Genomic DNA, 23,858 nt, shown 5'->3' on the forward strand with positions numbered 1-23,858 from the left:
CCCCTGCCCTCGCCGCCAGCCCCGCCCCCGCGTTGCCGGCGCTGCTCCGGCACAGCCTCGTCCTCGCCGGGCGCAGCCTCACCAAGTCGGCCCGCAACCCCGGCGCGCTCGTCAACGGGGTCGTCACCCCGACGCTCTTCCTGCTCCTCTTCGTCTACCTCTTCGGCGGCTCGGTCGCCGGCTCGACCGACGCCTACCTGGACTACCTCTTCCCCGGCATCGTCGTCATGGGGGCGGGCCTCTCCGGCCTGCTCTCCAGTGGGCTGAGCATCAACATCGACATGCGCAAGGGCGTCTTCGACCGCTTCCGCAGCCTGCCGATCGCCCGCTCCGCGCCCCTGCTCGGCTCGCTCCTTGCCGACCTGGTCCGCTATGTCGTCGCCGTCGCGCTGCTCTTCGGCATCGGCTACCTGATGGGCTTCCGCGTCCAGTCCGACCCCGGATCCGCGCTGGCCGCCGTCGCGCTCGCGCTCGCCTTCGGCTTCTGCCTGAGCTGGGTCACGGTGCTCCTCGGCGTCCTCGTCCGGGACGAGAACGCGGTGATGGGTTTCGCGTTCCTCGCCGTCATCCCCCTCATGCTCGGCACCAGCCTCGCCGCCCCCGTCGACACCCTCCCCGGCTGGCTCGGGACCTGGGCGAACGTCAACCCCGTCAGCCACGCCATGGACGCCGCCCGCGCCCTGCTCACCGGAACCCCGGTCGGCGACTCCGTCACCTGGACCCTCGGCTGGTCGGCGGCCATCCTCGCCGTCTTCTGCCCACTGGCCGTCGCCGCCTACGGCCGCCGCCGCTGACCCCCTGACCCCCTGAACCCGGCGTGGCCGCCGGCCGTGGCGCCTACGCCGGGCCGAACGACGCGACGAGCGCCCGCTCGATCAGCTCGGGCAACGGCGTCCGCCCGTCGTCCTCGGCCCAGCGGGTCAGCGCCGTGTGCAGCGCGGCCAGGCAGGCGCTGGTCGCCGCCCGCGCGGGGAACGCGGCGTCGGCGTCGGCCGCGTCGACTCCGAGGGCGTCGACGACGGCCTGTTGCAGCGCGTACTGGCTGTCCAGGTGTCTGGCCCGCAACGCCGGCGTCGCGACCATGAGCCGCAGACAGTCCAGCAGGAACCGCTCGTCCGCCTCCCCGCCGCTCGTCAACGCGGCGGCCGCCTCGACGAGCGCGCCCCCGACCCGCCGCACCAGGGGTTCCGTGGCCGCCGACGCGGCGACCCGCTCGGCGATGAGCAGCACGGGCTGCTCGACGAGGACGAGGTCCTCCTTGGTGGGGAAGTGCCGGTACACGGTCATCGCCGAGACCCCGGCGGCCGCGGCGACGTCCGCCACCGTCACCACGTCGTAGCCGCGGTCGGTGAACAACCGCACCGCGTGCGCCTGGATCGCCCGCCGGGTCTCGGATCGCTGCCGCTCCCGCAGGGTGGGTCGCCGCTCAGTCATGTGATAGACACTACCTCAATGTTAGTCACTAACACCTACCTGGAGCGTGCCACCATGAACACACTGACCAACAGGACCGCCCTGGTGACGGGCGCGTCCCGCGGCATCGGGCAGGCCATCGCGATCCGGCTGGCTGCCGAAGGCGCCATGGTCATCGCGCACTTCAACGCCGACGAGAGCGGGGCGGCGGCGACGGTCGACCGGATAGCCGGCGCCGGCGGCACGGCCCTCGCGGTCCGCGCCGAACTCGGCGTGGACGGCGACGTCGACACCCTCTTCACCGGCGTCGAGGCCGCCTTGGCCGGCCGGCCGCTGGACATCCTCGTCAACAACGCGGCGGCCCCACCGGCCGGCCCCCTCGGCACGACGACCCGCGCGGAGTTCGACCACCTCTTCGCGGTCAACGTGCGCGCGCCCTACTTCATCATCGAACGCGCCCTGCCCCTGCTCCCCGACGGCGGCCGGATCATCACGATCTCCTCGGTGGCCACCCGGATGGCCAACCCCGCCCAGACCTCCTTCGCCATGACGAAGGCCGCCGTCGAGACCATGAGCAGAACCCTGGCCAACCAACTCGGCCCCCGCAGCATCACCGTCAACGCCGTCGCGCCCGGCGCCACCAGAACCCCGACCAACGGCGCCGTCTTCGACGTCCCGGGCCTCGCCGCCCAGATCACCGCCCTGACCGCCCTCGACCGCCTCGGCACCCCCGACGACGTCGCCGACGTCGTCACCTTCCTCGCCTCCGACGCCGCCCGCTGGATCACCGGCCAGACCCTCGACACCACCGGCGGCCTCTTCCTCGGCCCCCGCGTCTGACGCCGCCCCACCCGCCGACCCCTTGCGATCCGCGTTCCCGTCCGGCTTCGCGGATCGGACGGGAACGCGGCCGCGATCATCCGCCGCTGACCTCCAGTTCCATGACGCGCGAGTACCTCGCGTCGTTCGAGTTGTGGATGAGGAGCCGTACGGCCTCGGCGGTGGTCGGCTCGAACCGGGTGGTCACGAGTCCCGAGGTGTTGCCACGCACCTCGGCGACCGTCTGCCACTGGCCGTCGTCGAGGACCTGGACGTCCCAGTCCCGCAGCCCGAACCGGCTGGCCGGGTAGGAGGCGCTGTCCAGGGTCAGGGTCTCGACCTCGTCGACGTGCCGTTCCTCCGGGAGGCGGACCCCGTACGTGTCGGGGAAGACCGCGGGCGTGCCGTCGTTCCACCCGGTGTGGGTGTCCCACTGGGCCTGGTTGGTGTTGCCGTCGACACCGCCGCAGACCGAGAAGTTGCCGTGCGTGGAGGAGGCGAAGGCTTCCTCTCCCCACGCCAGGTTGTCGCCGGGCCCCTTGGGCGGGATCTGCCGCACGTGAACGGGCACGCTCAGCCGTTGCCGCCCCTGCTCGAGGAGGACGTCGTAGGTGCCGGGCGGAGTGTCCCGGTCCGCCCTGACCTCGACGGTCGCGCTCACTGGCTGGTCAGGGTTGGTGGCCGGGAGGTAGCTGGAGAAGATGTCCCGGGAGAGGCTGAGCGGTTCCTCGGCGGTCAGCGTCATGTCGGCGAACCGGGGCTCAGGACCGGTGTTGGTCATCGTGGCCTGGATGGTCGAGGGGAAGCAGGGCAGGGGGATGAGGTCGAGCTCGCCCGGCTCGGCGCTCAACGTGATCTCTGTTCGGCCGCCGGCGCCGTTGGCCGGGGCGGACACGGCGAGCGTGGCGACCACGGTCGCGCACAGGACGAGGAAGGGCGGGGCGGTCCGCGCGATGCGCCGCTTCGGCATGAGGGGGTTCGTGTTCATCGGAGGCGTTCAGGCGTTCAGGCGGTCAGGCGGTCTGGATGCCGGGCCGGCCGTCCTCGACGACGAGCCTGGCGCGGGTCGTGACGGTCCCGCCAGGGGGCGTGACGCGGTCGGCCACCCGGTAGTCGGCGGTCCACTCCCGCTCGGTCACCGTGCAGGTGACGTAGCCGCGTTGGAAGTTGTGGTACCTGATGTGCGGGTTCTCGGCGACGAGCGTCAGGCCGCCCGGGTCCTGGTCGACGCCGTCCATCCAGGAGGTGACGGACGTCCCGATGACGGTCGGCGCCGGCGGGTTGAGCCCGGTCAGCACATACAGGTACGCGCGCTCGGGCTCGTCCAGCCGCAGCGCCCGGGCGATGGCGTCCAGGACATCGGCGGAGACGTTGATGTCGCGCCCCTGTTCGAGCCATGTGTACCAGGACACGCTGACATCGGCCAGCAACGCGACCTCCTCGCGCCGCAGCCCCGGCGTGCGCCGCCGCCCCACCAGCGGTACGCCCACCTCACCGGGCACGAGCCGCGCCCGACGGGTGCGCAGGAACTCGCGGAGCTGCTCGCGGCGAGCACGCGCGGTTCGGACGTCACGGGGCATACCCACACGGTACGTGGCCACATCGCCGCGACAGCCGCCACCGACGGCCGGCAAGAGGCGCCACGAACCCCCGGATCCGGCCCGATCCATGCCTCGCTCGTGGGCCTCGCGGTACTGGTCACCCCCCGTCGTGACGCGTCAGCTGGAGGAACGGTTCAGACAGGAGGTGGTGAAGCGCTCGTTGATGAGCAGCGCGGGGACTCCTCCGATGAAGATCCGGTACGTTCGGGACACCCATCGGTTCTGTGGTTCGCCGCCAGCCTCGTACCCGAGGATCTCGCGGAACGTCTCGATCTTCTGACGCCGCAGCATCGCCCCGATCGGTTCCCGGGTCCGCAACAGCCCGTGCAGGAGGGGCGGGGGCAGGGCACGCGGGATGGCCACGGACTGTGCCCGCGCATAGACGGCCGCGGACCGCGCGCCGACCAGGTTGAGGCTCCGGGACAAGAGCCTTTCCCCGGCGGGAACCCGGAGCAGGTCATGGGTCCGGTGATCGCCCTCGGTGTAGTGCTGGTCGATCCGCGCGGTGACGATGGACTCTCCCACGATCTGCTCCAGCATGGGGGTGACCGTGCCGTCGGTGGTGAGGACGAGCCTTCCGACCACGTCGAGATCCTGGGGAAGATCTGCCAGGTCGGACCTCGATTTCTCCGCGGGGGTCATGCCTGCTCCTTGTCCCGGTCAATCAATCGAACGACACCGTACTCGAGGAGAGCGACCGTGCCTCTCCTGTCGCTGCTCCGCGTGCCGGGCACCGCCCGGCACGCGGAGCAGCGAGGAACCACCGGCCGCGAGTTCCGGCGCCAGGCGTGAGCCTCCTGGCTCCGGTGGCCACTACCAGCTCAGGGGAAGCGCCCGGACGTTGTAGACGAGGTCCTCGTCGCGGTACACGAGTTCGTCGGCCGCCGCATCCAGCGTCAGCCCGGGGAGCCGGGTGAACAAGCCCTCCACAGCCACGGTGGCCTCCAGCTGTCCGAGACCACCGCCCAGGCAGCGGTGGACGCCGTGCCCGAAGGCGAGGTGGGACTGGGTGTCCCGGTCGAGGTCGAACATCTCGGGTCGCTCGAAGACGGCGCTGTCCCAGTTGGCCGAGTGCAGTTGGAGCACGACCCGGTCGCCCTTCCTGATCAACCGGCCCCCGATCTCGATGTCGGCGGTCGCGGTACGCAGCGGACCGTGCTGGATGACCGTCCAGAAGCGCAGAGCCTCCTCCACAGCGGGCCGTGCCCAGCGTGTCGGATTGGCGCGGACGAGTTCAGCACGGGCCTCGTCCTGAAGGATCGACAGGACGGTCAGGGTGGTCAGAGCCGACGTCGCGTCCAGGCTGGCGGCCAGCACCAGGGTCGCCATGCCCACGGCCTCCTCCTCCGTGACCTTGCCGGCGGTGATCGCCGCCGCGAGTCGGGTGATGAGATCGTCGGCGGGGTTCTCTCGTTTCGCCGCCACAAGGTCGCCCAGGAAACGCCGCATCTGTTCGCCCGCCGAGAGACGACGTGCCAGGGACTTGTCGTGTGTGGCACGGGCCCTGAGGCACTGCTGGACGAAGTTCTCGTCCTCGCTACCCGCTCCGAACAGTTCGCCGATCACATGGCACGGCAGCCGGTCGGCGAAGGCCGTGACAAGCTCGGCGGACCGGCCCTGGGCCGTCATCCGGTCGATCAACCGGTCGACGTGCCGGGCGATCAGCGGCCTGCGGGCGGCGACGGAACCCGCGCTGAACTCCCGGGTCAGTAGGCCTCGGAAGTGCTCGTGCTCCGGAGAGTCCATGGAGAGGAAGACACCAGGACGCTGTTCACGGTGGGACAGGGGCACCATCGGATACCCCTCCACACTGGCGTTCGAGCTGATCCGGTTGTCGGACAGCAGGGCTCGAACATCGGCGTGCCGGGTGATCAGCCACGCCTTCCCTCCGTACGCGAGGTCGACCTCGAACGGGCCGCCGTCGGCCGGACCGGAGCGATATGGCGCCGGCGGTGCGTACCGGCTGTCCCGCTCCGCGGGGAACACCACCGGACAGACGCCTTCTGCCTGTATCTGACCTGACATTGAGCACCTCCTGAAGGACCTCAAAGAGGGGTGAGGTCGGAAGCTGACGTTTCGTGGGCGGATCGTGGGCGGTTCGTGGGCCAGGCGTCATCCCGCCTCCGGAACCCGCCCCTCCATGACCCGCTGCAGGATGAACGCGCGACGGCGTTGCGCCGCGAAGTACGCGTCGGCGCGGACGGGCTCATGGCGCGGGGTTGCGGACGGACCGACGTAGCCGGGTACGGGGGCGATCATCGCGGCGGGGCTCGGTTGGAAGAAGTACGCCACGGAATACCGCTCCCGGTGCGCCTCCTCGGCCGATGGGTTGACGACCCGGTGGACCGTGCTGCTCCAGTCGCCGTTCGTCCAGATCGCCATCAGGTCACCGATGTTGACGACGAAGGAGTCCGGTACGTCGGGTACCTCGACCCACTGCCCGTCGCGGTCGTGCACCTGGAGCCCACCGGAGTTCTCGTCCCGGTGGAGGATGGTGAGCGCCCCCCAGTCACGATGAGCCATCTTGCGCAGCCGACCGGGCGCCGGGCCCGTCGGCTGGGCTGGGTAGTAATTCGCGGTGAGGCTCGACATGTGCGGGGTGAACGAGTCGTCGAACCATCCTTGCGGGAGCCGGAGACAGCTCGCGAAGACGCGCATGATCCACCGGGCGAGCCCGTCGACGGCGGCCAGGTAGGCGGTGTACGCCTCCTGGAATCCGGGGATCGGAGGCCACTTGTTTGGCAGCGTCAGTGTCTCGTCCACATCCGGGGGCAGCTGCTCCGCGTCGACAGGCTCCAGCGCGTTGACGGTGAAAGCCTGCATCATCTCCACGCGTCCGGCGACGAATCCGCGGAACAGCGGATCAGCGGGATCGGCGCCCAGGCGCGCTTTGAACTCGTCGGTCTCTTCGAAGAGGCGTGCCGTCTGGGCCCGCATGGCGCGGATGACGTCACCGGGTATGCCGTGACCGGTGACGACGAGGAATCCGCTGTTCTCACAGGCGGCACCGACGGCTCGCACCACGTCGGCGTCGCCGCCGGACCCGTCGAGACCGAGGTTGATCACGGGGACCCGGGCGCCGCTCGCGGCGTCAGGGCCGACCTCCCCGTCGGACTGCTGCTCATGCACTACGGACACCGTGTTCTCCCAGGAAGGTGTCGATGGACTTGTTCCGAGCGGGCCGGTTCATCCGGTGACCCGCGACCGGCGACCGGCGAAGGAGAGCAGGCTGAGTTCCATCAGCGCTCTCCTCGCAGAGGTGCGCGCCCAGCCCGCGCACCGCCACGTTCGGCGGATTCCTCGGGCAGCGGCAGCGGGTCAAGCAGCCAGGCGCCTTCGCCGAGCGCCGCGGGCGGCCCGGAAGCCCCGACGACGACGGTACGAACACCAGCCGCCGTTCCCTGGGCCGCGTCCCACGCGCTGTCTCCCACGAACACCGCGTCCGGCGCGTCCACGGAGAGCCGTGCGAGGGCGAGTACCAGCGCGTCCGGCTCCGGTTTGGGCCGGGCCACGTCGTCCGAGGCCACCGTCAGTGGCACGGCCAGGCCGCAGGAGTCGAGCAGCGCCTGGGCCGTGAGCCGGGAGCGTCCGGTGCACACCCCGGCCGCCACACCGTGCCGGCGCAGACCCGCGAGCACGGCGACCGCACCCGGCATGGGAGAGACCGGATCCGTCGCCAGCGCCGCGCGCAACGCCTCCTCGTACGCCTGCCGGGCCGGGACCAGTTGGTCCGGTCCGACCAGCTCGCGCAGCGTGCCGGTCTCCGTCGGGCGCTGCGCCCCGAACAGGCGGACGGCACTGGGCCGGCCCACGCCCACCGCCGCCGCCGCGAACCGCAAACAGTGCGCATGCGTGCGCCAACTGTCGACGAGAGTGCCGTCCAGGTCGAACACCACCGCACGGACCGGGCGTCTCATCAGATCCTCCTCACGTCGGGCACCAGCTCGACGAGCCGGGCCGGTGGTGTGTCCGAGGCGAGCGCGAGGGCGGAGTTGATCAGCCCCAGCGCGAGCGCCGCGCCACTCGCCATGCCAAGGCGCATCTCAAGGTCGAGCAACGGCCGTAGTCCGAGCGCGTCGAGGATCGCCTGGTGGCCGGGCTCGGCCGACCGGTGGGCGGCCACCAGGTAGCCCTGGACGGCGGGGCGGAGGCGGACAGCCACGAGCGCGGCGACGGCGGTGATGTAGCCGTCGAGGACGACGACTCTGCGCTGGGCGGCAGCGGTCAGTATCACGCCGACGTTGCCGGCGATCTCGTAACCGCCGAGTGCCGCGAGCAGGCGCAAGGGGTCATCGGGCAGTCCCCGCGTCCGCCCTACGGCGTCCGCCACGATGCCGCGTTTGCGCTCCACCGTGGCGGCATCGACTCCGGTGCCGGGGCCGACGACGGCGCTGGGCTGTGCGCCGAGCAGCCGCGCGGTGAGGGCAGCCGTCGCGGTGGTGTTGCCGATGCCTATCTCTCCCACGGCGAGCAGCGGCTCCTGCCCGAGGCGGTCCCGGGCGTACGCGGCACCGCGCAGGACGGCGTCGTGCGCCTGCTGAAGGGGCATGGCATCGGTATCGGTGATGTCGCAGGTCCCGCCACCCGTTTTGTAGCGCTGGTCGCCCACCGGGCTGAGGAGGCCGACGTCGGCCCACTCAACACGGGCCGGGATCCGGTCCGCCATGATGTTCAGCGGCGAGCGGCAGTCGGCGATGAGGCTCAGGACCCGGGCACCAACCTCGGGCCCGTACCGAGAGGTTCCGCGAGCGGCGACTCCGTGATCGGCGGCCAGCACGCTGATCACCGCGGGCAGCGGTCCGGGCGCGAGCTCACGCAGGATGCCCGAGATCCGGTAGGTGACCTCGTCCAGGTGGCCGAGGCTGCCCGCCGGGCGGGCCAGGGCGCGCTGGCGTATCCGCGACATGCGGGTGTGCGCGGAGGACGGCGGTTCGACGGCGGCGAGCAGCGCTTCCACGCGTGCGAGGGCGGACAGGTCGGCCGACGGGAGCTCAGCCATGGGCGCCTGCCTTCGCCAGGTGCTGTCCCAGATCGGACAGTTCCCGGGCGAAGCGCTCGTTGGTGAAGGTCTCCATGATCCTCTGCCGGGCCCGTTCGCCGCGAGTGGCGGCCTCCTCGGGGCGAGTCAGAGCCGCGCGGAGGGCGTGCGTGAGGTCGGCGGGGTCGAGGGTCCGGGCTCCGGAGGGTCCTCTCACCGGCACCGGATAGCCGAAGGAGTCCGAAGGCATCAGCTCGCGCAGCGAGTCCACGGCACTCGCGACGACCGGACGGCCGAAGGCCATCATCTCCGCGCAGACGTAGCAGAAGGATTCCCACAGGCTGGGCACCACGGCGACATCGGCGACGGACATCCAGCCGAGTGCCTCGTGCCGCGGTATGTCGCCGAGGAAGGTGACCCGATCGGCCAGCCCCAGCTCGGTGGCCTGCCGTCGCAGGTTCGGCATCTCCGGCCCTTCTCCGACCAGGGCCAGGTGCGGAAGGACCCGCGGAGCTCCGGGCCGGTCGACCGGTCCCAGCCGCGCGAGGGCGGTGAGCAGCGGTCCGAAACCCTTGACGGGAACCAGCCGTCCACAGGCGACGAGCAGGGGCACGCTCGCGGGGTGCGGCCCGAGCAGAGCGGAGTGCCTGGCCAGACGCCCCGGGTCGGCCTCGACCTGGGCGATCTCGGCCGGATCGACACCCAGGTGGACGACCCGATGGGGGGCGTATGGTCCGGCGTAGTATCCGGTGATCGCGTCGGACAAGGCCTGGCTGATGAACACCGTGCAGTCACTGCCCCGCAGCGCCTTCTCCTCCACGGCGAGCAGATGCGTGCGATCGGCCGTCACTCCATTGGTGACCCGGTGGGCGTCGCGGTCGTAGGGCGTGATCGCCCGGAAGTCCTGGAGCAGGATGTTCACCAACGGCACGGAGTGAGCGCGGGCGAACATCGTCGCCTCGGGAAGGCAGAAGAGGTCGGGCAGGGCGATGAAGTCCGGGATCCCCGTCTCGGCCGCCAGGCGTTCCGCGGCCGCGTGCATACGACGATGGACACGCAGGCTCTCGACGCCGAGGCCGGTGCCGGTGTTGTAGACGAGACCGGCACCGACGCGCAGGACGGTGACGCCGTCGACCTCCTCCCGCACCTCGCGGTCTTCGTGGGCGTGGGTGGTGACGACGGTGACCCGCCACCCCTCGCCGAGGAGACCGGTGGCCAGGTTGCGGGCGACGGTGCTGGTACCGCCCACCGTGGTCGGCGGGTACTCACGGGACAGGATGAAGACGCTGCGGGAGCTGTTCATGCCCGGGTGCCTCCGGTGGGGTCGGCAGGGGAGGAGGAGGGGACGTGAGCGAAGAATCGCGCGATCTGCTCGGCGGTCGCCTCCTGCGGTGGAGTCCCGGCGAGGACCGAGCGGTGCCAGTCGACGATGGCCGCCGCGGCGTCGTCGAGTCCGTAGCGGTGGTGCCAGTCCAGAGCGGCGGCGGCCAGGCGTCCATCCAGGCGGAGCAACTCCTCCTCGACGAAGCCGGGATCGAAGCCGTCCGCCAGCAGGACCGGTTCGTCGGTGGGGCCTTCCCGGCCGACGGCGGCCGTCCAGTGGGCGGCCAGGGTTGTCGCGAGTTCCCCGGCCGTGGCCCCGTCGCCGGGCGGTGCGAAGTTGAGGGCCGTGCCGGGTGCCACCGTCCCGTCGTCCAGAGCGTCGGCGAGCAGCAGCAGACCGCGTACGACGTCCAGGACGTGCTGCCAGGGACGTACGGCGGTGGCGCGGCGCAGACGGATCGGCGTTCCCGAGGACAGCGCGGCGACGGTGTCAGGAACCAGCCGGTGCTCGGTGTGGTCTCCGCCGCCGATGATGTTGCCGAAGCGGACGGAGGCGACTCGCGGGCGGCTGGCGTCCAGCAGTTTCGCGTAGCCCTCGAAGACCAGCTCCGCGGCGGCCTTGGACACGCTGTAGGGGCAGCCGCCGCCCATCTCGTCCGTCTCGCGGTAGGGCCAGGGCCAGGCCCGGTTGCGGTAGCACTTGTCGGAGGTCACATGTACCAGAACGCTGGGGGCACACCGGCGGGCCGCTTCGAGGATGTTGACGGATCCGTTGATGTTGGTGGTGAGGGTGGTGTGCGGATCCTCCCATCCGACGCGGACGACGGGCTGGGCCGCGAGGTGGAAGACCGCGTCGTAGGGGGCGCCGGACATGACCCGGTGGACCGCGTCGAAGTCCCGGATGTCCCCGAGATGACCCTTGACGCCGTGTGCCGTCAACCAGGTGTGCCGATCGCGGGTCGCGCGGGTGTCGTTGAGGGCGAATCCGTCCACTTCGGCGTTGAGGTGCCGCAACGTCATGGCCAGCCAGGAGCCGACGAAACCACTGTGGCCGCTGATCAGCACCCGACGTCCGTCCCACCGTGTCCTCAGACCGGAGTCAGCCATGGGCATCCCTCTCGCGCGATCAGGTCTTCCGCCTCGGCGAAGTCCTTGTAAGTGTCGAAGGGCAGCCAGAACCCCTCGTGGACGACCGCGCGGACCTCGCGTCGGGCGACGAGACGGGGAATGACGTCTTCCTCCAGAGCGCCGGACCCTTCGGCGAGGTGGCCGAAGAGCGCCGGCCCACACACGAAGTAGCCCGCGGAGATCAGTTCCGGACGCTCGGGCTTCTCGGAGAAGGAAGTGACCAAGTGGTCAGGACCCAGCCGGATTTCGCCGTAGCGGGACCGGACCCGGGTGGCGGCCATGGTGAGAACCGGGTCCGCCGCCTCGTGCACGGACAGCAGCGTGTCAAGGTCGAGGTCGGACAGCACGTCCGCGTACCCCAGCACGAAGGGCCGGTCGCCGATGTACGGCCGGGCGTCCCACAGGCGCCGGGTCTTCTCGGCCAGCGGTCCGCTGTCGACCAGGGTCACCCGGGAGCGGGGGGTGGCGAACCGGCGTGCGCCGTCCGCCCCGGTTTCGACCGCCTCGAGACGTACCCCGTATTCGTCCAGCAGCACCTGTTCCATGTCCTGCGCGCCATATCCGACACAGAGCACGAACTCGTCCAGGCCGAAGGCCCGGTAGTAGTCGAGTACATGCAGCAGGAGGGCCCTGCCGTCGGGCAGCGGGCGTAACGGTTTGGGTGTATCGTCCCCGGGCGCACGCTGCCGCAGCCCCAGCCCGCCGCACAGGAGTACGACGGGGGGCCTGCTCGCGGACGGGGGAACCGTCATGGTTGTACCACCTTGCGCACGACGAGGTCACCAAGCACCAGCAGGTCGATTTCGGTGTTCAGGAAGCAGCGGATCGCGTCGCGCGGCGTCTCGACGATGGGCTCCTCGTTGTCGTTGAACGAAGTGTTGAGGAGCACGGGAACACCGGTGAGCCGATCGAAGGCTGTGAGGAGTTCGGCCAGCCTCGGGTTGAGCTGGGGCAGGACAGTCTGGAGCCGAGCTGTGCCGTCGACATGTGTGACGGCGGGGATCACGCGCTGCTTGTCCTCGCGTACCCGTGGGACGAGCAGCATGTACGGAGCGGGCACGTCCGTGGTGAAGTACTCCTTCTGACGGTCGGCCAGCACGATGGGAGCGAAGGGACGGAACGGCTCCCTGTGCTTCACCTTCGCGTTGATGCGGTCCTTCATGTCGGCGGCTCGTGGGTCGGCGAGGATGCTGCGGTTGCCCAGGGCCCGCGGGCCGATCTCGGAGCGTCCCTGGAACCAGCCGACGATGGCGCCGGCGGCGAGTTCGGAAGCGACCCGCCCATACAGGTCGTCTGGGCGTTCGACGCTGAGCCGGCCGGCCTCCTCGGTGAGCGCGGCGCTGAGGTCGGCAGCGCCGTACTCACGCCCCAGATAGGGGGAGAAGGGCTGGGCCGAGGGCTGCCAGGCATGCCCCCCCAGGGTGTAGTAGCCGTACAGGGCCGCACCCAGGCCGGTGCCCTGGTCTCCGGCGGCGGGCACGATGTGGATCCGCTCGAACGGTGTCTGCTCCAGCAGTTTGTAGTTGGCGACGCTGTTCAGCGCGACTCCGCCGGCCAGACACAGATCGGTGAGTCCGGTGCGTTCGTGCAGTTGCCGGGCCAGCGTGAGCACGATCCGTTCGGTGTGCTCCTGCACGGCGTACGCGAAGTCGGCGCGTACCTCGTCCCGGGCGGCCGTGGTGCCCGCCTTCCTCAACTCCTTTTCGACCATGGCCCGCAGGGCGATCTGCTGCGTGGTGGACTGGCGGAACTCGCCGTCGACGAGGGCGTAGGTGGTCCCCAGCTCCTCCACGTAGCGCGGTGTGCCGTAGGGGGCGAGGCCCATCGTCTTCCCGGGCGCGCCCATGCCACCGGAGGTGAAGAAGCCGATCGCCTTCGACACCGCCTCGTACATCCAGCCCACCGAGTCCTCGTACGGGTCCTCGGAGCGCTGGTCGGTGAGGGTGACCCGGCCCTGCTGGCCGTGGACGACGGTCATCCCCTCGGGCCCGGACGCGTAGGAGGTGATGGTCTCCCCGTACGGTTCCCCGTCACGGGTGACCTTCGACCCCCTGCCGTCCATGACGAGCACCGCGGCCCGCTCGAACGGTGAGGTGTAGAACGTGCTGGCGGCGTGTGCCAGATGGTGTCCCATCCAGGTCACCCGGTCGCGGTGGCGCAGGGTGTAGACGGGGTTGATGAAGTCGTTGGCGACCACGAGATCGATGTCGGCCAGGTCGACACCCGCCGCGGACAGGACGTAGTCGGCCGCCAGGCAGCGTTGCAGCCGGGGCCCCAGCCCGAAAGCGATCTTCACTCGGGTGAGCCGTTCCTCCTCGACGGCCGAGCGCACCTCGCCGTTCTCGACGAGCGCGGCGCAGAAGTCGTGATGGGACCCTCCGAGACCGAGCACACGCATGTGTCAATCCACCTCCGTTTCCGTCGACGTGAGCCGGGTTCACTTGCCGGCCAGGCGGGCCACTACCTCGGCGAATGGCTCCTGTTGGGCCGCGGGCAGCACCCAGTAGCTGATTCCGTACCGCTCCCTGCGGGCCAGCAGCCGGTCGCAGACCTCGTTCACCCCGCCGATCAGAGCGAGGGGGGAGTCGAGTGCCTCGGCGGGCGGCAGCCCGAACTGGCGGGAGAGCACCCGGTCCGCGTAGCGGGCGCTGTCGGGGACGATCGCCGCGGCGAAGAGCAGGCACTGGAACTCGTGTTCCACCGTGCGGGTGCCGGCGGCCTCACGGACCCAGCGGACCCGTTCGTCGAAGCGCTCGGCGCGCGCCGAGGGGCCGAAGGTGCTGTCCTTGCGGCCCGAGGAGAGCTGGGCGGACAGCGAGACGATGTCCGCATGACGCGCGGCCGCTCGCAGCATGAGCCGACCGCCGCCGCCCATGGCCCACCGGGCAGGCTGCGGGCGGGGTTCACCGACCGCGCCGTCCGCCGACACCAGTCGCCCACGGGTGGTCACCGTGCCCCGGTCCCACAGTTCTCGCAGGATGAGCGAGGTCTCCTCCAAACGCTCGATCCGTACGGGGGCCGGTTCGACGGGCAGACCCGCGCGGATGAAGTCGGAGTCCAGCCAGCCCGCACCCAGACCGATCTCCAGCCGGCCGGGGGCGGCCTGGTCGAGGGTGGCGAGCTCCTTGTAGAGCACGGCTGGTTGGCGCAGACCGGCGGCGAGCATCAGCGTGCCGAGAGCGAGGGAGGAGGTGTGTTCCGCGGCGATGGCCAGGGAGGTCAGCGGACCCCATTCCCGGTCCATGTGATCCGGGACCAGCAGCGAGGAGTATCCGAGGTCCTCGGCGCGTCGGCACTGCTCGCGCCAGGCTGCCGCGTTCCTGGCCCCGCCGGCCAGTACACCGAAGCGGAACGGGCGAGGGTCGTTCATCGGGCTGCTCCGTCCGTGGGAAGGACCGCGGGTGGACGGGTACGGGGCACCGTCAGCGCGTGATACGCGCTGGGGCGTCGGTGGGCGCCGCCCCAGATGGTCCGGGCGCGGTAGGCGCGCAGTGCGGTGAGGTCGAGGTCCGCGGTGACGAGTTCCTGGTGGGTTCCGGCGAGCGCGAGCCGGTGGTCACGTGGCCGCGCCCGCTCGACGGCGCGGCCATCGAAGACGCAGGAGCGGCCGTTCACGGTGGGAAGCGGATAGTTGGCCACGGCCACCGCGGCGGCGTTCTCCAACGCCCGCGTCCGGATCTGGGCGAGGCGGTCGTCGCACAGGAACGAGGCGTTGGGACAGACGATCAGTTCCGCGTCGTCCAGCGCCAGGACCCGGGCCGCCTCCGGGAACTCACGGTCGAAGCAGATCATCACACCGAGCCGTACGGGACCTTCAGCCGTGTCGAGGGTGACCGCCCGAAGTGTCTCGCCAGGGGTGAGTACCCGTTCCCAGGAAAAGTCGCACACATGGACCTTGCGGTACACCCAGACCAGGGTGCCTGTCCGGTCGATGACGGCCGCCGCGTCGCTGACTCCCGTGCGCTCGGCCCGCAGGTACGTGGTCACCACGGCGATTCCGAGGCGGGCCGCGGCCTCTTTGAACCCGGACAGCCAGGGCCCGGTGTCCTCGACGGCCAGGTCCGCCCAGGCGCGGGCGCCCGCCGCGTCCTCGGGGCACGGGGCGTAGCCGGTCTGCCACAGTTCCGGGAAGACCACGAGGTCGGCGCCGAGTTCGGCCGCGCGCTCGCATGCGGCGAGCCCGCGCCGGAGATTCTCCTCGGGGGCGGCCTCGGCGGCGCGCCACTGGACGAGCGCGATCCTCATCGGACAGCTCCGGAGCCGTCCTCGAGAGCGGCGTCGAGGTCGTCGATCTGGGCCTCCGACCCGCTCTGGGCGGCGGCGATGGCGGAGTGCACCATGGCGACGGTCCTCAGATTGTCGGCCGCTTCGCCCCAGGGAACGGTTCCGGTGGCGAGTGCCTCGGCGAACTCGCCCAGGACTGGCGATACTTGAGCGACCGGGTTCTCGTCGAACGCGGCGTCGTGGGCGGTGAAGGTCACCGGGTCGGCGAGGCTGCGGTCCACCGGTTCGCTGCGGACCTGGCCCGCCCCGTCCCACTCGGCGCTGCCACCGGGGCCCTCGGCCCGCCACCGTCCGCCCCAGGGGGTGGGCCGGTCTGGCCGGTGCCAGGAACCGGAGTAGTGGAATCGGGAACCGTCGCTCATCGTGAACAGCGCGTTGGCCTGAGGTGGACCCGCGTACCCTGAGTCCGGGTGGGAGACGGTGTCGCACCGGACGGACACGGCCCGCGCTCCGGTCAGGAAGCGCGCGGTGTCGAAGGCGTGCACCGCCATGTCGGTCAGCAGCGGCTGCGCGAGCCGGGCCCGGAACCCGGTGGCCGGATAGTCGCGTCCGAACTCCGTGGACAGCGTGTCCAGGCTGCCGAGACGGCCGATGGCCGACTTGAGATGCCCGGTTCCCGGCTGATGGCGCCGGGATTGGCCCACCATCAGGAGCCGTCCGGTGGAACGCGCCTCGCGGGTGAGCGCGACGGCCTGGTCCAGATGGCCGGTGAACGGCTTCTCCGTCAGCACGGACAGCCCGCCGCGCAGGGCCGAGAGGATCACCTGGTGGTGGGCGTCCGGCGGAGTGGCGTTGACGCATGCGTCCGCGGCGACCTCCGGGAGGAGGTCCAGGCTCGCCGCGACCGGCGTGCCGGGCTTCCGCAGCCGGATGGTGAGCCCCTTCGCCCGGCGTATGTCGGTGTCCACCACAGCGACGAGGTCGAACCGGGGGTCCAGGTGCACGGCCCGTGCCCAGGCGAGCCCCATGGCCCCGGCTCCGGCCACGACGATCCGTAGCGGCCTGCCGTGGACGCGGTGGGTGAACGGCGGTTCAGTGGTCATGGTGCCCCCACCCGCCGTCGGTGCGGGCCTGGTCGGCCGTGCTGTCCGCGTGCTCCATCCGCACCGTCCTCATCCTGCGTTGTAAGAGTGACGAACGTCGGCCACCACCGGCCGCTCCGTCCTGAGACGTGGGTGTGTCGCTTCATCGGGGGGCGGCCGTGTGGAAGGACACGGCGGGGCCGTGGTGCTCGGTCTCGATGTAGGAGGTGAGGGCTCGCAGCGACGGGTGGTCGACAACGATCCCGGCGTCGATGTCGATGCCGTATACGTCGCCCAGCTGGCCGATGAGCCCCACCAGTGAGATCGAGTCGAAGCCGAGGTCCAGCAGGTCCGCCTCCGTGTCGATCTGCGACTCGTCGACCAGGAGGTAGGCCGTGGCGATGAGGCGGAGTTCGCGCTCGATGGCGAGACGCAGCGGCGAAGGACGCTGCCCTGACGCGGCGCCGGCCGGGCCGGCCGACGGGGCGGCGGCCGGCGCGGGCGCCGTTCCGGGTGGAGCGCTGTCGGTGTGCGACGTGGTATCGGCGGGGGCGTCCGGTACCTCTTCGGCCGCCGCCCAGTGGCGCTTGCGGTCGAACGGGTAGGCGGGCAGAGTCGCCCGGACCGGCCGCGGCGCGGGCCAGAGACGCAACCAGTCGACCGGAACTCCCTGGGTCCATAGCCGCGCAAGCGGCGGCAGCCGCCGCTTCGCGGTCAGAGCGGCGAGGTAGTCGGCTCCTTCCTCGCCGTCGAGCAGGAGCGCGTCCGCGCCGTCCGGGCCCACGACGCCATGCCACACCGGTGGTGCCACTTCGTCGCGGAGGAACCCGGTGAGCCCGGCCAGCAGGTCTTCGACGCCGTGGGCGACCACGGCGAGACGCACCGGCATCTCCTTGCGACCGACCTGAGACGTGTACGCAAGGGCCCGCAAGGACGGTGGCTCCGTGCCAAGCAGCCGTACCGTGCGTGCCACCAGGGTCCTCAACTGTGGGGAGGTCCGGGCCGAGAGCAGGAACACGTTCTCGCCGGCTGTCGCGGACTCGTCGGATTCCGCTGCTGGTGCGGCCCGCGGACCCGGGTACTCCTCGACGACCACATGGGCGTTGGACCCGCCCGCCCCGAAGGCACTGACGCCGGCACGACGGGGCACCCCCGGATCGGTGGTCCACTCGGTGAGCTCGACAGGGAAGGAGAAGTGCCCCGACAAGTTCTCGATCTTGGGGTTGATCGCTTCGAGATGGATGCACGGAGCGATCTGACGGTGTTTCAACTGAAGCAGGACCTTGGTCAGTCCGGCGATGCCGGATGCCCCTTCCAGGTGACCGATGTTCGCCTTGGCCGACCCCACGGCACAGCGAGCTCCCTCCCGGGCGCCGTTCGTGCCGGCGCCGTGCAGCGCCGCGCTCAGCCCGGCCAGTTCGATGGGGTCGCCGAGTTCCGTCCCCGTGCCGTGGGCTTCGACGTAGCTGATGGTGGCCGGGGGGATTCCGGCCCTGCGGAGGGTCTCGGTCACCAGCTCTGCCTGAGCCACGGAGCTCGGCACGGTGAAACCGGAGGTGCGTCCAGCGGTGTTGACGAAGCTCGCCTTGATCACACCCCAGATCCGGTCGTTGTCCGCGAGGGCGGCCTCCAGCGGCTTGAGCAGGACCGCGCCCACGCCTTCGCCCGGGACGAAACCATCCGCGCCGGCATCGAAGGCCTTGCACCGTCCGTCCGCCGACAACATGTTCATGGCCGCGAGTCCGGCCAGATGCGCCGGGTGGAGGATGAGGTTCACCCCTCCCGCGATGGCCATGCGGCACTCCTCGCGCCGCAGGCTCTCGCACGCGAGATGGACCGCGGTGAGGGACGAGGAGCAGGCGGAGTTGACCGCGAAACTGGGTCCCTGGAGGTCGAACTGGTAGGACACCCGGTTTGCCACGAGCCATGGCTGTGCGTCGGGTCCGACGAGTCGGCCGCTGGTCCAGCCGGCCGCTCCCATCCGGCCGTAGGTGTCGTACATCGTCCCCACGAACACGCCGGTGGACTTCTCGTGGGTGGAGGCACCGAGATATCCCGTCTCCTCCAGGAGGTTCCAGGCTGTCTCCAGGAAGAGACGTTCCTGCGGATCCATCTCGGCGGCGCTGCTGGGAAGGATGTTGAAGAAGTCCGCGTCGAAACCGCTGACATCGTCCAGGAACGCGCCCCACTTGCCGTACGTCTTGTGCGGCTGCCCGCGGCGCGGGTCGTAGTACCGCCGCCAGTCCCAGCGGTCTTCGGGGACCTCGGTCACGCGGTGGGAACCGGTCCTGAGCGTGTCCCAGAAAGCGTCGATGTCGGGGGAACCGGGATAGCGGCCGCTGACCCCGATCACCGCCACATCGCCGTTTCGCGGAGGCACTGCAACCGGGGTCCCGGCTGCGGCGGTGGGCAGGGGCTCTTCGGCCAGCGCCTCCTCGGGCGTCGCGCCCAGGAGGTCCGCGAGGGCGGCGGTGTGCGATGTGCGCAGGTGCGCGGCCAGCTCCGCGACCGACCGGTGGTCGAACATCAAGGTCATGGGCACCTGGCCGAGGTCATGGTCGAAGCGGGCCGTGATGTTCAGCCGCGTCAGGGAGTCCAGGGCCAGTTCGTCCAGCGGGCCGTCGACGCGACGTGCCTGGATGCCGAGCACCTCGGCGACGACTTCGCGTACATAGTGCAGAACGGCATCCGGAGACGGGAGGTCAGCAGCCCGCGGAGTGGCGGAGTCCACTACGGTCATCCTTTCCGCGTGAGGAGGCCGGGCAAGGGCATGGCGCGGGTGTGCCATGCGGATCGGGGCCTCATGCGGCCATGTCGACTTTGATCACGGTGGCCAGTGAGAGCATGCTTCCCGCGCCGTGGTGGAGGACCGGGTGCGCCTTGTGACCGCCCAGCCGCCAGGTGCAGGCGCTGATCGGCTGGTGCGAGGGCCACTGGTCCCGCTCGAGTAGGTCCCAACTCGTCAGCAGGTTGAGCAGATGAGGGTCCAGGGACACCTGCCGTCCGTCGAACTCGACCTCGGTCCAGGCATGCTCGATCGAGTAGGGGACTGCGAGGAGGAACCCGAAGGACGGCCGCGCGGTGATTCCTCGAAGGGTCGCCTCGGCCACCAGGAGGGCGACCGCGAGCGCGCAGTCGGCGAGGTTCGTCTCCCGTGCGAACCCGATGTCGCCTCGCAACTCCTCCGGGAGGAGGTGGTAGTGCAGAGGAGAAACCAGGGCGGCGAGGTCGCGCACCTCCTGCGGAACGTCGGTGTCCGGCGCGACGATCCGGTCGCGTACCAGGTATCGGTGACCGTCCGGCGACTCGGTGAACCCTGGCTGTGCTCGGAGGGCCGCGGAGGCCTCGTAGGCGCACTCGCCCGGATGGCCGGGGGCGGGACATCTGGGCCGGATCTCCACCTCGAAGGTGGTGGCCGCGGAGCCGGCCGTGGCACGCAAGGTGTTCGCCCAGCCGCGCATGGCCATGCTTCGGGCGGACGGCAGCCGCAGCGCGAGTGACGCGTTGGCCAGATCCAGCCGGTCGTAGCGGGGTCCGTCTGGCCCGCCCCGGCAGGGCAGCCCGAGGTCCGTGAACCTCTCGAGGAGGGTGTGGTCGAGGCGATGTTCCCAGGCGGCGTCCCGTACGGTCTGGACGAACTCGCGGTAACGATCCGGGACTTGCCGGATGCGTGCCACGACGGGACGCAGAACGGCGTCGGCCACAGCCGGGCCGACCGGACGCGGTGCTGCCTGGCGCATCAGACTGTCCCTCCCATGGTCCTGATGTTCTGCCCGTTGACCCGGCGCGTGTCCGGGGACACCGGAAGGCCCGCCATGCCGGCCATGTCCTCGGGCCGGCCGAGTCTGCCGAACTCCGTGCTGTGACGCGGCCGCCGGAGCACTTCTGATGGCGTCGACCTGTTCCTCGCTCGTCTCGGGGGATTCGAGCAATGCATGGCCCTGGCGTCGTTGGCGAGGATTTCACGTCCGCCACCGTGCTTTTCGGTTTCTTTGAGGATTCGGCTCTCGATGCGTGAGGGGCGGCCATTCATCGCGAGCGAACCAGTGCGGGGCATGCGACTAAGGCGCTTTCTGCCGTTGCCTCGGAAGCTACCCCCTCGGCGGAAAGAGTTCAATCCAGCAACATCAACTTGGCTTGATCTTGCTCACGTATTTCACGTCGGAAGTCTAAGTATGCCCCATTCCCATTCCTTTGGGTGAGGTGACTTGATCTTTGATGTGCGTTGTGTCCCATTTCGACAGGCCGACCTAGTGGCTCGTTTCGGCCAGGGAATACCACCGCCGCATCAATCGGGCGCCAAGGTTGCCGGCTGATCGATCACGCGGATGTTTGACCTTGACAAGAGGTACGTGCACTGGCATGGTCGCTTCGCTCGACCTGGCTTCCGCAGTAGTCCTTATCGGGAAGGCGTATGAATTCATGCCGCTCGGGTATGGTGCACACGGTCAAATTCCGCAGCCCACGCTGGTATTCGCAATCAACGACGCCTACAGCCTTCCGCTTACCGTCGCGTGGCAGTCACTGTGTGACGCGGACCCCGAACTCTCCGCGCGCCTGGATGTGCACGTCCTGTTCGAAGAACTTTCGGAGGAGTCCGCGCAAAGGCTCCGCTGGCACGCTGGCCGACTGGGCCTGAAAGTCCAGTTGCGGCAGATTCGGCTCGCCCCGCTCGGCTATCCCGTTGCCTTCGGTGGTTCCCAGGCCAACTATCTGCGGCTCATGATCCCGGAGATCTTCGCCGACCACGAGCGAGTGCTCTATCTCGACGCCGACCTCCTCGTGCGGGGCAGCCTGGGGCCGTTGCTCGACACGGTTCCGCTCGACGCGCCGATCGCGGCGGTACGTGATCCGGTGAATCCCACCCTGGGACACGGCCGGGCGCTGCCCGGATGGTCGTCCCTCGGGCTTCCCCAGGACCGCGAGTACTTCAACTCGGGGGTCCTGCTGATCGACCCGGCGGCCTGTATCGCTGAAGGAACGTTTCGGCGGGCTCTCGAATTCATCGCCGAGCATCCCCAGCACATCAGACTCTGGGACCAGGACGCGCTCAATTGGGCGGCTGACGACCGTTGGCACCGACTGACCCCTCGCTGGAACGTGTTCCCCTTCTCCTCTCTGCTGAAGTCCCGCTGGATCCGCTACGGCGCGGAGGACCTGGTTCCGATTTCCGAGCTACTCGAGCTGGAGAACGAAGCCACGGTCCTGCACTTCGCCACCCCGGCCAAGCCCTGGCAGGGCCTGCTCCCGGACGGCCCTGCCAATTCGCTGTACCAGATCTGTCTGCGTTCTGTCCGGGAGGCGGACGCGGCGATGGCCGGACAGCACTGACACTGTCCGAGCCTTCACACACCCACGCCGCATAGCTTGCGGCGGAATCCCGACGTCCTGGGGAGACCAGATGGCCGACCGTCAGTACATTGTCGAGTCCGTTCAGCAGCGCCTGCGCGAGGTGGTGCCCGACCTGCGTGAGGAGACCCTGGACGCGGACAAGGACCTCCGGGAATTCGCCGGCTTCGACTCGTTGGGGGTCCTGGAGATCCTCGTATGGCTGGAGTCCGAGTTCTCGCTGGTCATTCCCGACGAGGAGCTGAATATCGACAACTTCAGCTCCGTGGGAAAGATGGCCGACTACGTCGTCGACCACCGCTGACCGACCCGTCCTTGTCCCGTCCAACGCCGAACGAGGAGTGCTGTCATGGGAGTGGAAAGCGTCTTCGCGGCAGTGCGGGACTCGACGGCCCGCTGGCCGGAGGCAACGGCTCTCATCTCCCCCGACCGCGCCTGGTCCCGTGGCGACCTGCTCGCCGCCGCTGAGCGGTTCGCCGAAAGGCTGGCGGCCGGGCGGTCCCACCCCCGCCGCGTCGTGGCGGAGCTGACCGACCCGGCCGCCACCGCGGTGGTGACGCTCGGCTGTGATCTGGCCGGGATCAGTGTGGTGCACCGTGACCCGGACCTCGCGCGGCCGATGGCCGACACGTCCCGGGCCCACGGGGCGAGCGACCTGCTGTTCCACGACGGCGGAACCAGGCCGCCCGGGCCGCGGGACGTTCTCTGGAGCGAGGCCCTCACCCTGTGGGGAGGACCGCCGGAGGGCGATCCTCCCGCGGACCGGGTGCGGCCCGCCGCTCCGGCGGGCCGCACCGGGCCGCCGGCGACGGCCGCCGTGCCGCCCGGCAGCCAGATCTTCCTCACCTCCGGCTCCACCGGGACACCCACCGGAGTCGTCCGCACCGCGGTCTCCGTCCTCGCGGACGCCCGGCGAGTGGGCGAGTTCCTGGGCTACGGCCCTGACCGTCCCGTCGTGTCGGCCGCGCCCCTCTTCCACGCCTACGGCTTCAACTACGGCCTGATCGCACCGCTGTTGTTCGGGGCCGTGGTGCGCTGCTGTCCGAGCCGGTCGGTCCCCTCCCAGCTCGCGCGGGCTGTGGCGGAGACCGGTGCCCACACGCTGATCGCGCTCCCACTCCACTACGGTCTGCTGAGTGTGCCTGACGAAGGCGGACGGCGGGGGAACGGGTCCGGCGCCCCTTCCGCGGGTCCGGCCGGTCTCGCCGGCCTGCGCCAGGCGGTCTCCGCGGGTGCCCCGCTGGCGGCGGGGACAGCCGCGAGGATCACCCGCCGGTTCGGGTTCCGCTTCTACGACTGCTACGGATCCTCGGAAGTCGGTGCCGTTTCGCTGACGCGCCTGGTGGGAGACGAGTCCGCCGACGACGTCGCCATACCGCTGCCGGGCGTTGACACCCGCGTCGAGGAGGGCGAACTCCTCCTGCGGTCCTCGTCGCTGGCGGCGGGCCGGACGACATTCGACGGGGCGACGATGACACCGCTGGCAGGTGACGACGGCTGGTACCGCACCGGTGACCTTGCCGGGCTCGCCGGGGACACGCCCGGGGGCTTCCGCCTGATGGGCCGCCTCGGCTCCCTGATCAACGTCGCGGGCAAGAAGGTCAGTCCGGCCGAGGTCGAACGGGTGCTGGCGGCACATCCCGCGGTGGCCGAGGTACAGGTGGTGGGAGCGGCCGACGCCGCGCGCGGGCAGGTGCCCGTTGCCCGTGTCGTCCTCCGGGACAGCACCCCGACAGCGGAGCTGATCGGCTGGTGCAGGGATCGGCTGACGCCGCACCAAGTCCCGCGCGGCATTCATCTGGTGGCGGAGCTGCCTCGGTCGGCCGCCGGTAAGCCGGTAGCCGATCCCGCCCGTGACGGATCCGGGTGACGCTCCTCGGCCCAAGGTGGTCTCACCGCATCCCCGTGTCACCAAGTGGCGTGCCAGAAACAATAGTTGAC

General features: G+C 70.3%; 21 protein-coding genes and 1 pseudogene. 5 read left to right on the forward strand and 17 right to left on the reverse strand.

The genetic code is table 11. The features are described from left to right. The coding region (locus E1283_RS03205; protein WP_207930276.1) for an ABC transporter permease at nucleotides 1–794 on the forward strand (794 nt) is incomplete at its 5' end. Nucleotides 795–837: 43 nt separating this feature from the next. On the opposite strand, the gene E1283_RS03210 is transcribed toward E1283_RS03205, so the two are convergent. Beyond that, entirely contained in the window at nucleotides 838–1,434 is a 597-nt protein-coding gene (locus E1283_RS03210) for a TetR family transcriptional regulator (protein ID WP_132816309.1), read from the reverse strand. A 54-nt stretch (nucleotides 1,435–1,488) separates the two neighbouring features. Here E1283_RS03210 and E1283_RS03215 point away from each other — a divergent pair, with 54 nt between their 5' ends. Further along, nucleotides 1,489–2,253 carry an SDR family NAD(P)-dependent oxidoreductase gene (locus tag E1283_RS03215; protein ID WP_132816333.1) on the forward strand — a complete coding sequence of 255 codons (765 nt, stop codon included), beginning with the start codon at nucleotides 1,489–1,491 and terminating at the stop codon, nucleotides 2,251–2,253. Nucleotides 2,254–2,329: 76 nt separating this feature from the next. On the opposite strand, the gene E1283_RS03220 is transcribed toward E1283_RS03215, so the two are convergent. The 16 genes and pseudogenes from E1283_RS03220 to E1283_RS03295 form a co-directional block, all read right to left on the reverse strand. Beyond that, the gene (locus E1283_RS03220) at nucleotides 2,330–3,202 is read right to left on the reverse strand and encodes a galactose-binding domain-containing protein (RefSeq protein WP_207930277.1); all 873 of its coding nucleotides are present in this window, start codon (nucleotides 3,200–3,202) and stop codon (nucleotides 2,330–2,332) included. Nucleotides 3,203–3,497: 295 nt separating this feature from the next. Further along, a pseudogene (locus E1283_RS03225) lies at nucleotides 3,498–3,812 on the reverse strand (helix-turn-helix domain-containing protein); the annotation flags it as partial. 138 nt (nucleotides 3,813–3,950) lie between these two features. Next, nucleotides 3,951–4,475, reverse strand: a complete 525-nt coding sequence (locus tag E1283_RS03230; protein WP_132816310.1) for a chorismate--pyruvate lyase family protein — start codon at nucleotides 4,473–4,475, stop codon at nucleotides 3,951–3,953. Between the two features lie 171 nt (nucleotides 4,476–4,646). Then, complete coding sequence (locus E1283_RS03235) at nucleotides 4,647–5,858, reverse strand: cytochrome P450 (protein WP_132816311.1); 1,212 nt, start codon at nucleotides 5,856–5,858, stop codon at nucleotides 4,647–4,649. 87 nt (nucleotides 5,859–5,945) lie between these two features. Next, nucleotides 5,946–6,971, reverse strand: coding sequence for an isopenicillin N synthase family dioxygenase (locus E1283_RS03240; RefSeq protein WP_132816312.1), 1,026 nt, complete (start codon nucleotides 6,969–6,971; stop codon nucleotides 5,946–5,948). A gap of 101 nt (nucleotides 6,972–7,072) precedes the next feature. Then, the gene (locus E1283_RS03245) at nucleotides 7,073–7,750 is read right to left on the reverse strand and encodes an HAD family hydrolase (protein ID WP_132816313.1); all 678 of its coding nucleotides are present in this window, start codon (nucleotides 7,748–7,750) and stop codon (nucleotides 7,073–7,075) included. Further along, entirely contained in the window at nucleotides 7,750–8,832 is a 1,083-nt protein-coding gene (locus E1283_RS03250; protein WP_132816314.1) for a nicotinate-nucleotide--dimethylbenzimidazole phosphoribosyltransferase, read from the reverse strand. The genes E1283_RS03245 and E1283_RS03250 overlap by 1 nt, the downstream gene beginning before the upstream one ends. Beyond that, a complete protein-coding gene (locus tag E1283_RS03255; protein WP_132816315.1) occupies nucleotides 8,825–10,114 on the reverse strand; it encodes a glycosyltransferase family 4 protein in 1,290 nt (429 codons plus the stop codon). The genes E1283_RS03250 and E1283_RS03255 overlap by 8 nt, the downstream gene beginning before the upstream one ends. Beyond that, nucleotides 10,111–11,241, reverse strand: coding sequence for a CDP-glucose 4,6-dehydratase (gene rfbG / locus E1283_RS03260; RefSeq protein WP_165955991.1), 1,131 nt, complete (start codon nucleotides 11,239–11,241; stop codon nucleotides 10,111–10,113). The genes E1283_RS03255 and rfbG overlap by 4 nt, the downstream gene beginning before the upstream one ends. Then, a complete protein-coding gene (locus E1283_RS03265; RefSeq protein WP_132816317.1) occupies nucleotides 11,223–12,014 on the reverse strand; it encodes a sugar phosphate nucleotidyltransferase in 792 nt (263 codons plus the stop codon). Before E1283_RS03265 ends, rfbG begins: the two co-directional genes overlap by 19 nt. Further along, nucleotides 12,011–13,660 carry a carbamoyltransferase family protein gene (locus E1283_RS03270; RefSeq protein WP_132816318.1) on the reverse strand — a complete coding sequence of 550 codons (1,650 nt, stop codon included), beginning with the start codon at nucleotides 13,658–13,660 and terminating at the stop codon, nucleotides 12,011–12,013. The genes E1283_RS03265 and E1283_RS03270 overlap by 4 nt, the downstream gene beginning before the upstream one ends. 39 nt (nucleotides 13,661–13,699) lie before the next feature. Continuing rightward, on the reverse strand, nucleotides 13,700–14,632 hold the full coding sequence (locus E1283_RS03275; protein ID WP_132816319.1) for a TIGR03621 family F420-dependent LLM class oxidoreductase: 933 nt from the start codon (nucleotides 14,630–14,632) through the stop codon (nucleotides 13,700–13,702). Then, a complete protein-coding gene (locus E1283_RS03280) occupies nucleotides 14,629–15,507 on the reverse strand; it encodes a carbon-nitrogen hydrolase family protein (protein WP_132816320.1) in 879 nt (292 codons plus the stop codon). Before E1283_RS03280 ends, E1283_RS03275 begins: the two co-directional genes overlap by 4 nt. Then, entirely contained in the window at nucleotides 15,504–16,589 is a 1,086-nt protein-coding gene (locus E1283_RS03285; protein ID WP_132816321.1) for a Gfo/Idh/MocA family protein, read from the reverse strand. Before E1283_RS03285 ends, E1283_RS03280 begins: the two co-directional genes overlap by 4 nt. 142 nt (nucleotides 16,590–16,731) lie before the next feature. Continuing rightward, on the reverse strand, nucleotides 16,732–19,299 hold the full coding sequence (locus E1283_RS03290; RefSeq protein ID WP_165955992.1) for a beta-ketoacyl synthase N-terminal-like domain-containing protein: 2,568 nt from the start codon (nucleotides 19,297–19,299) through the stop codon (nucleotides 16,732–16,734). Between the two features lie 70 nt (nucleotides 19,300–19,369). After that, entirely contained in the window at nucleotides 19,370–20,245 is an 876-nt protein-coding gene (locus E1283_RS03295) for a transglutaminase-like domain-containing protein (protein WP_132816323.1), read from the reverse strand. Nucleotides 20,246–20,930: 685 nt separating this feature from the next. Between E1283_RS03295 and E1283_RS03300 the strand changes: the two genes are divergently transcribed. The 3 genes from E1283_RS03300 (at nucleotide 20,931) to E1283_RS03310 (ending at nucleotide 23,787) form a co-directional block, all read left to right on the forward strand. After that, nucleotides 20,931–21,899 carry a glycosyltransferase family 8 protein gene (locus E1283_RS03300; RefSeq protein ID WP_132816324.1) on the forward strand — a complete coding sequence of 323 codons (969 nt, stop codon included), beginning with the start codon at nucleotides 20,931–20,933 and terminating at the stop codon, nucleotides 21,897–21,899. A 70-nt stretch (nucleotides 21,900–21,969) separates the two neighbouring features. Continuing rightward, nucleotides 21,970–22,221: an acyl carrier protein gene (locus E1283_RS03305; protein ID WP_132816325.1), complete on the forward strand. Its 252-nt coding sequence runs from the start codon at nucleotides 21,970–21,972 to the stop codon at nucleotides 22,219–22,221. A gap of 45 nt (nucleotides 22,222–22,266) precedes the next feature. Beyond that, entirely contained in the window at nucleotides 22,267–23,787 is a 1,521-nt protein-coding gene (locus E1283_RS03310) for a class I adenylate-forming enzyme family protein (protein WP_132816326.1), read from the forward strand. Nucleotides 23,788–23,858: the final 71 nt, after the last annotated feature.

It is taken from the genome of Streptomyces hainanensis (assembly GCF_004348415.1).
GTDB classification, from domain to species: domain Bacteria; phylum Actinomycetota; class Actinomycetes; order Streptomycetales; family Streptomycetaceae; genus Streptomyces; species Streptomyces hainanensis.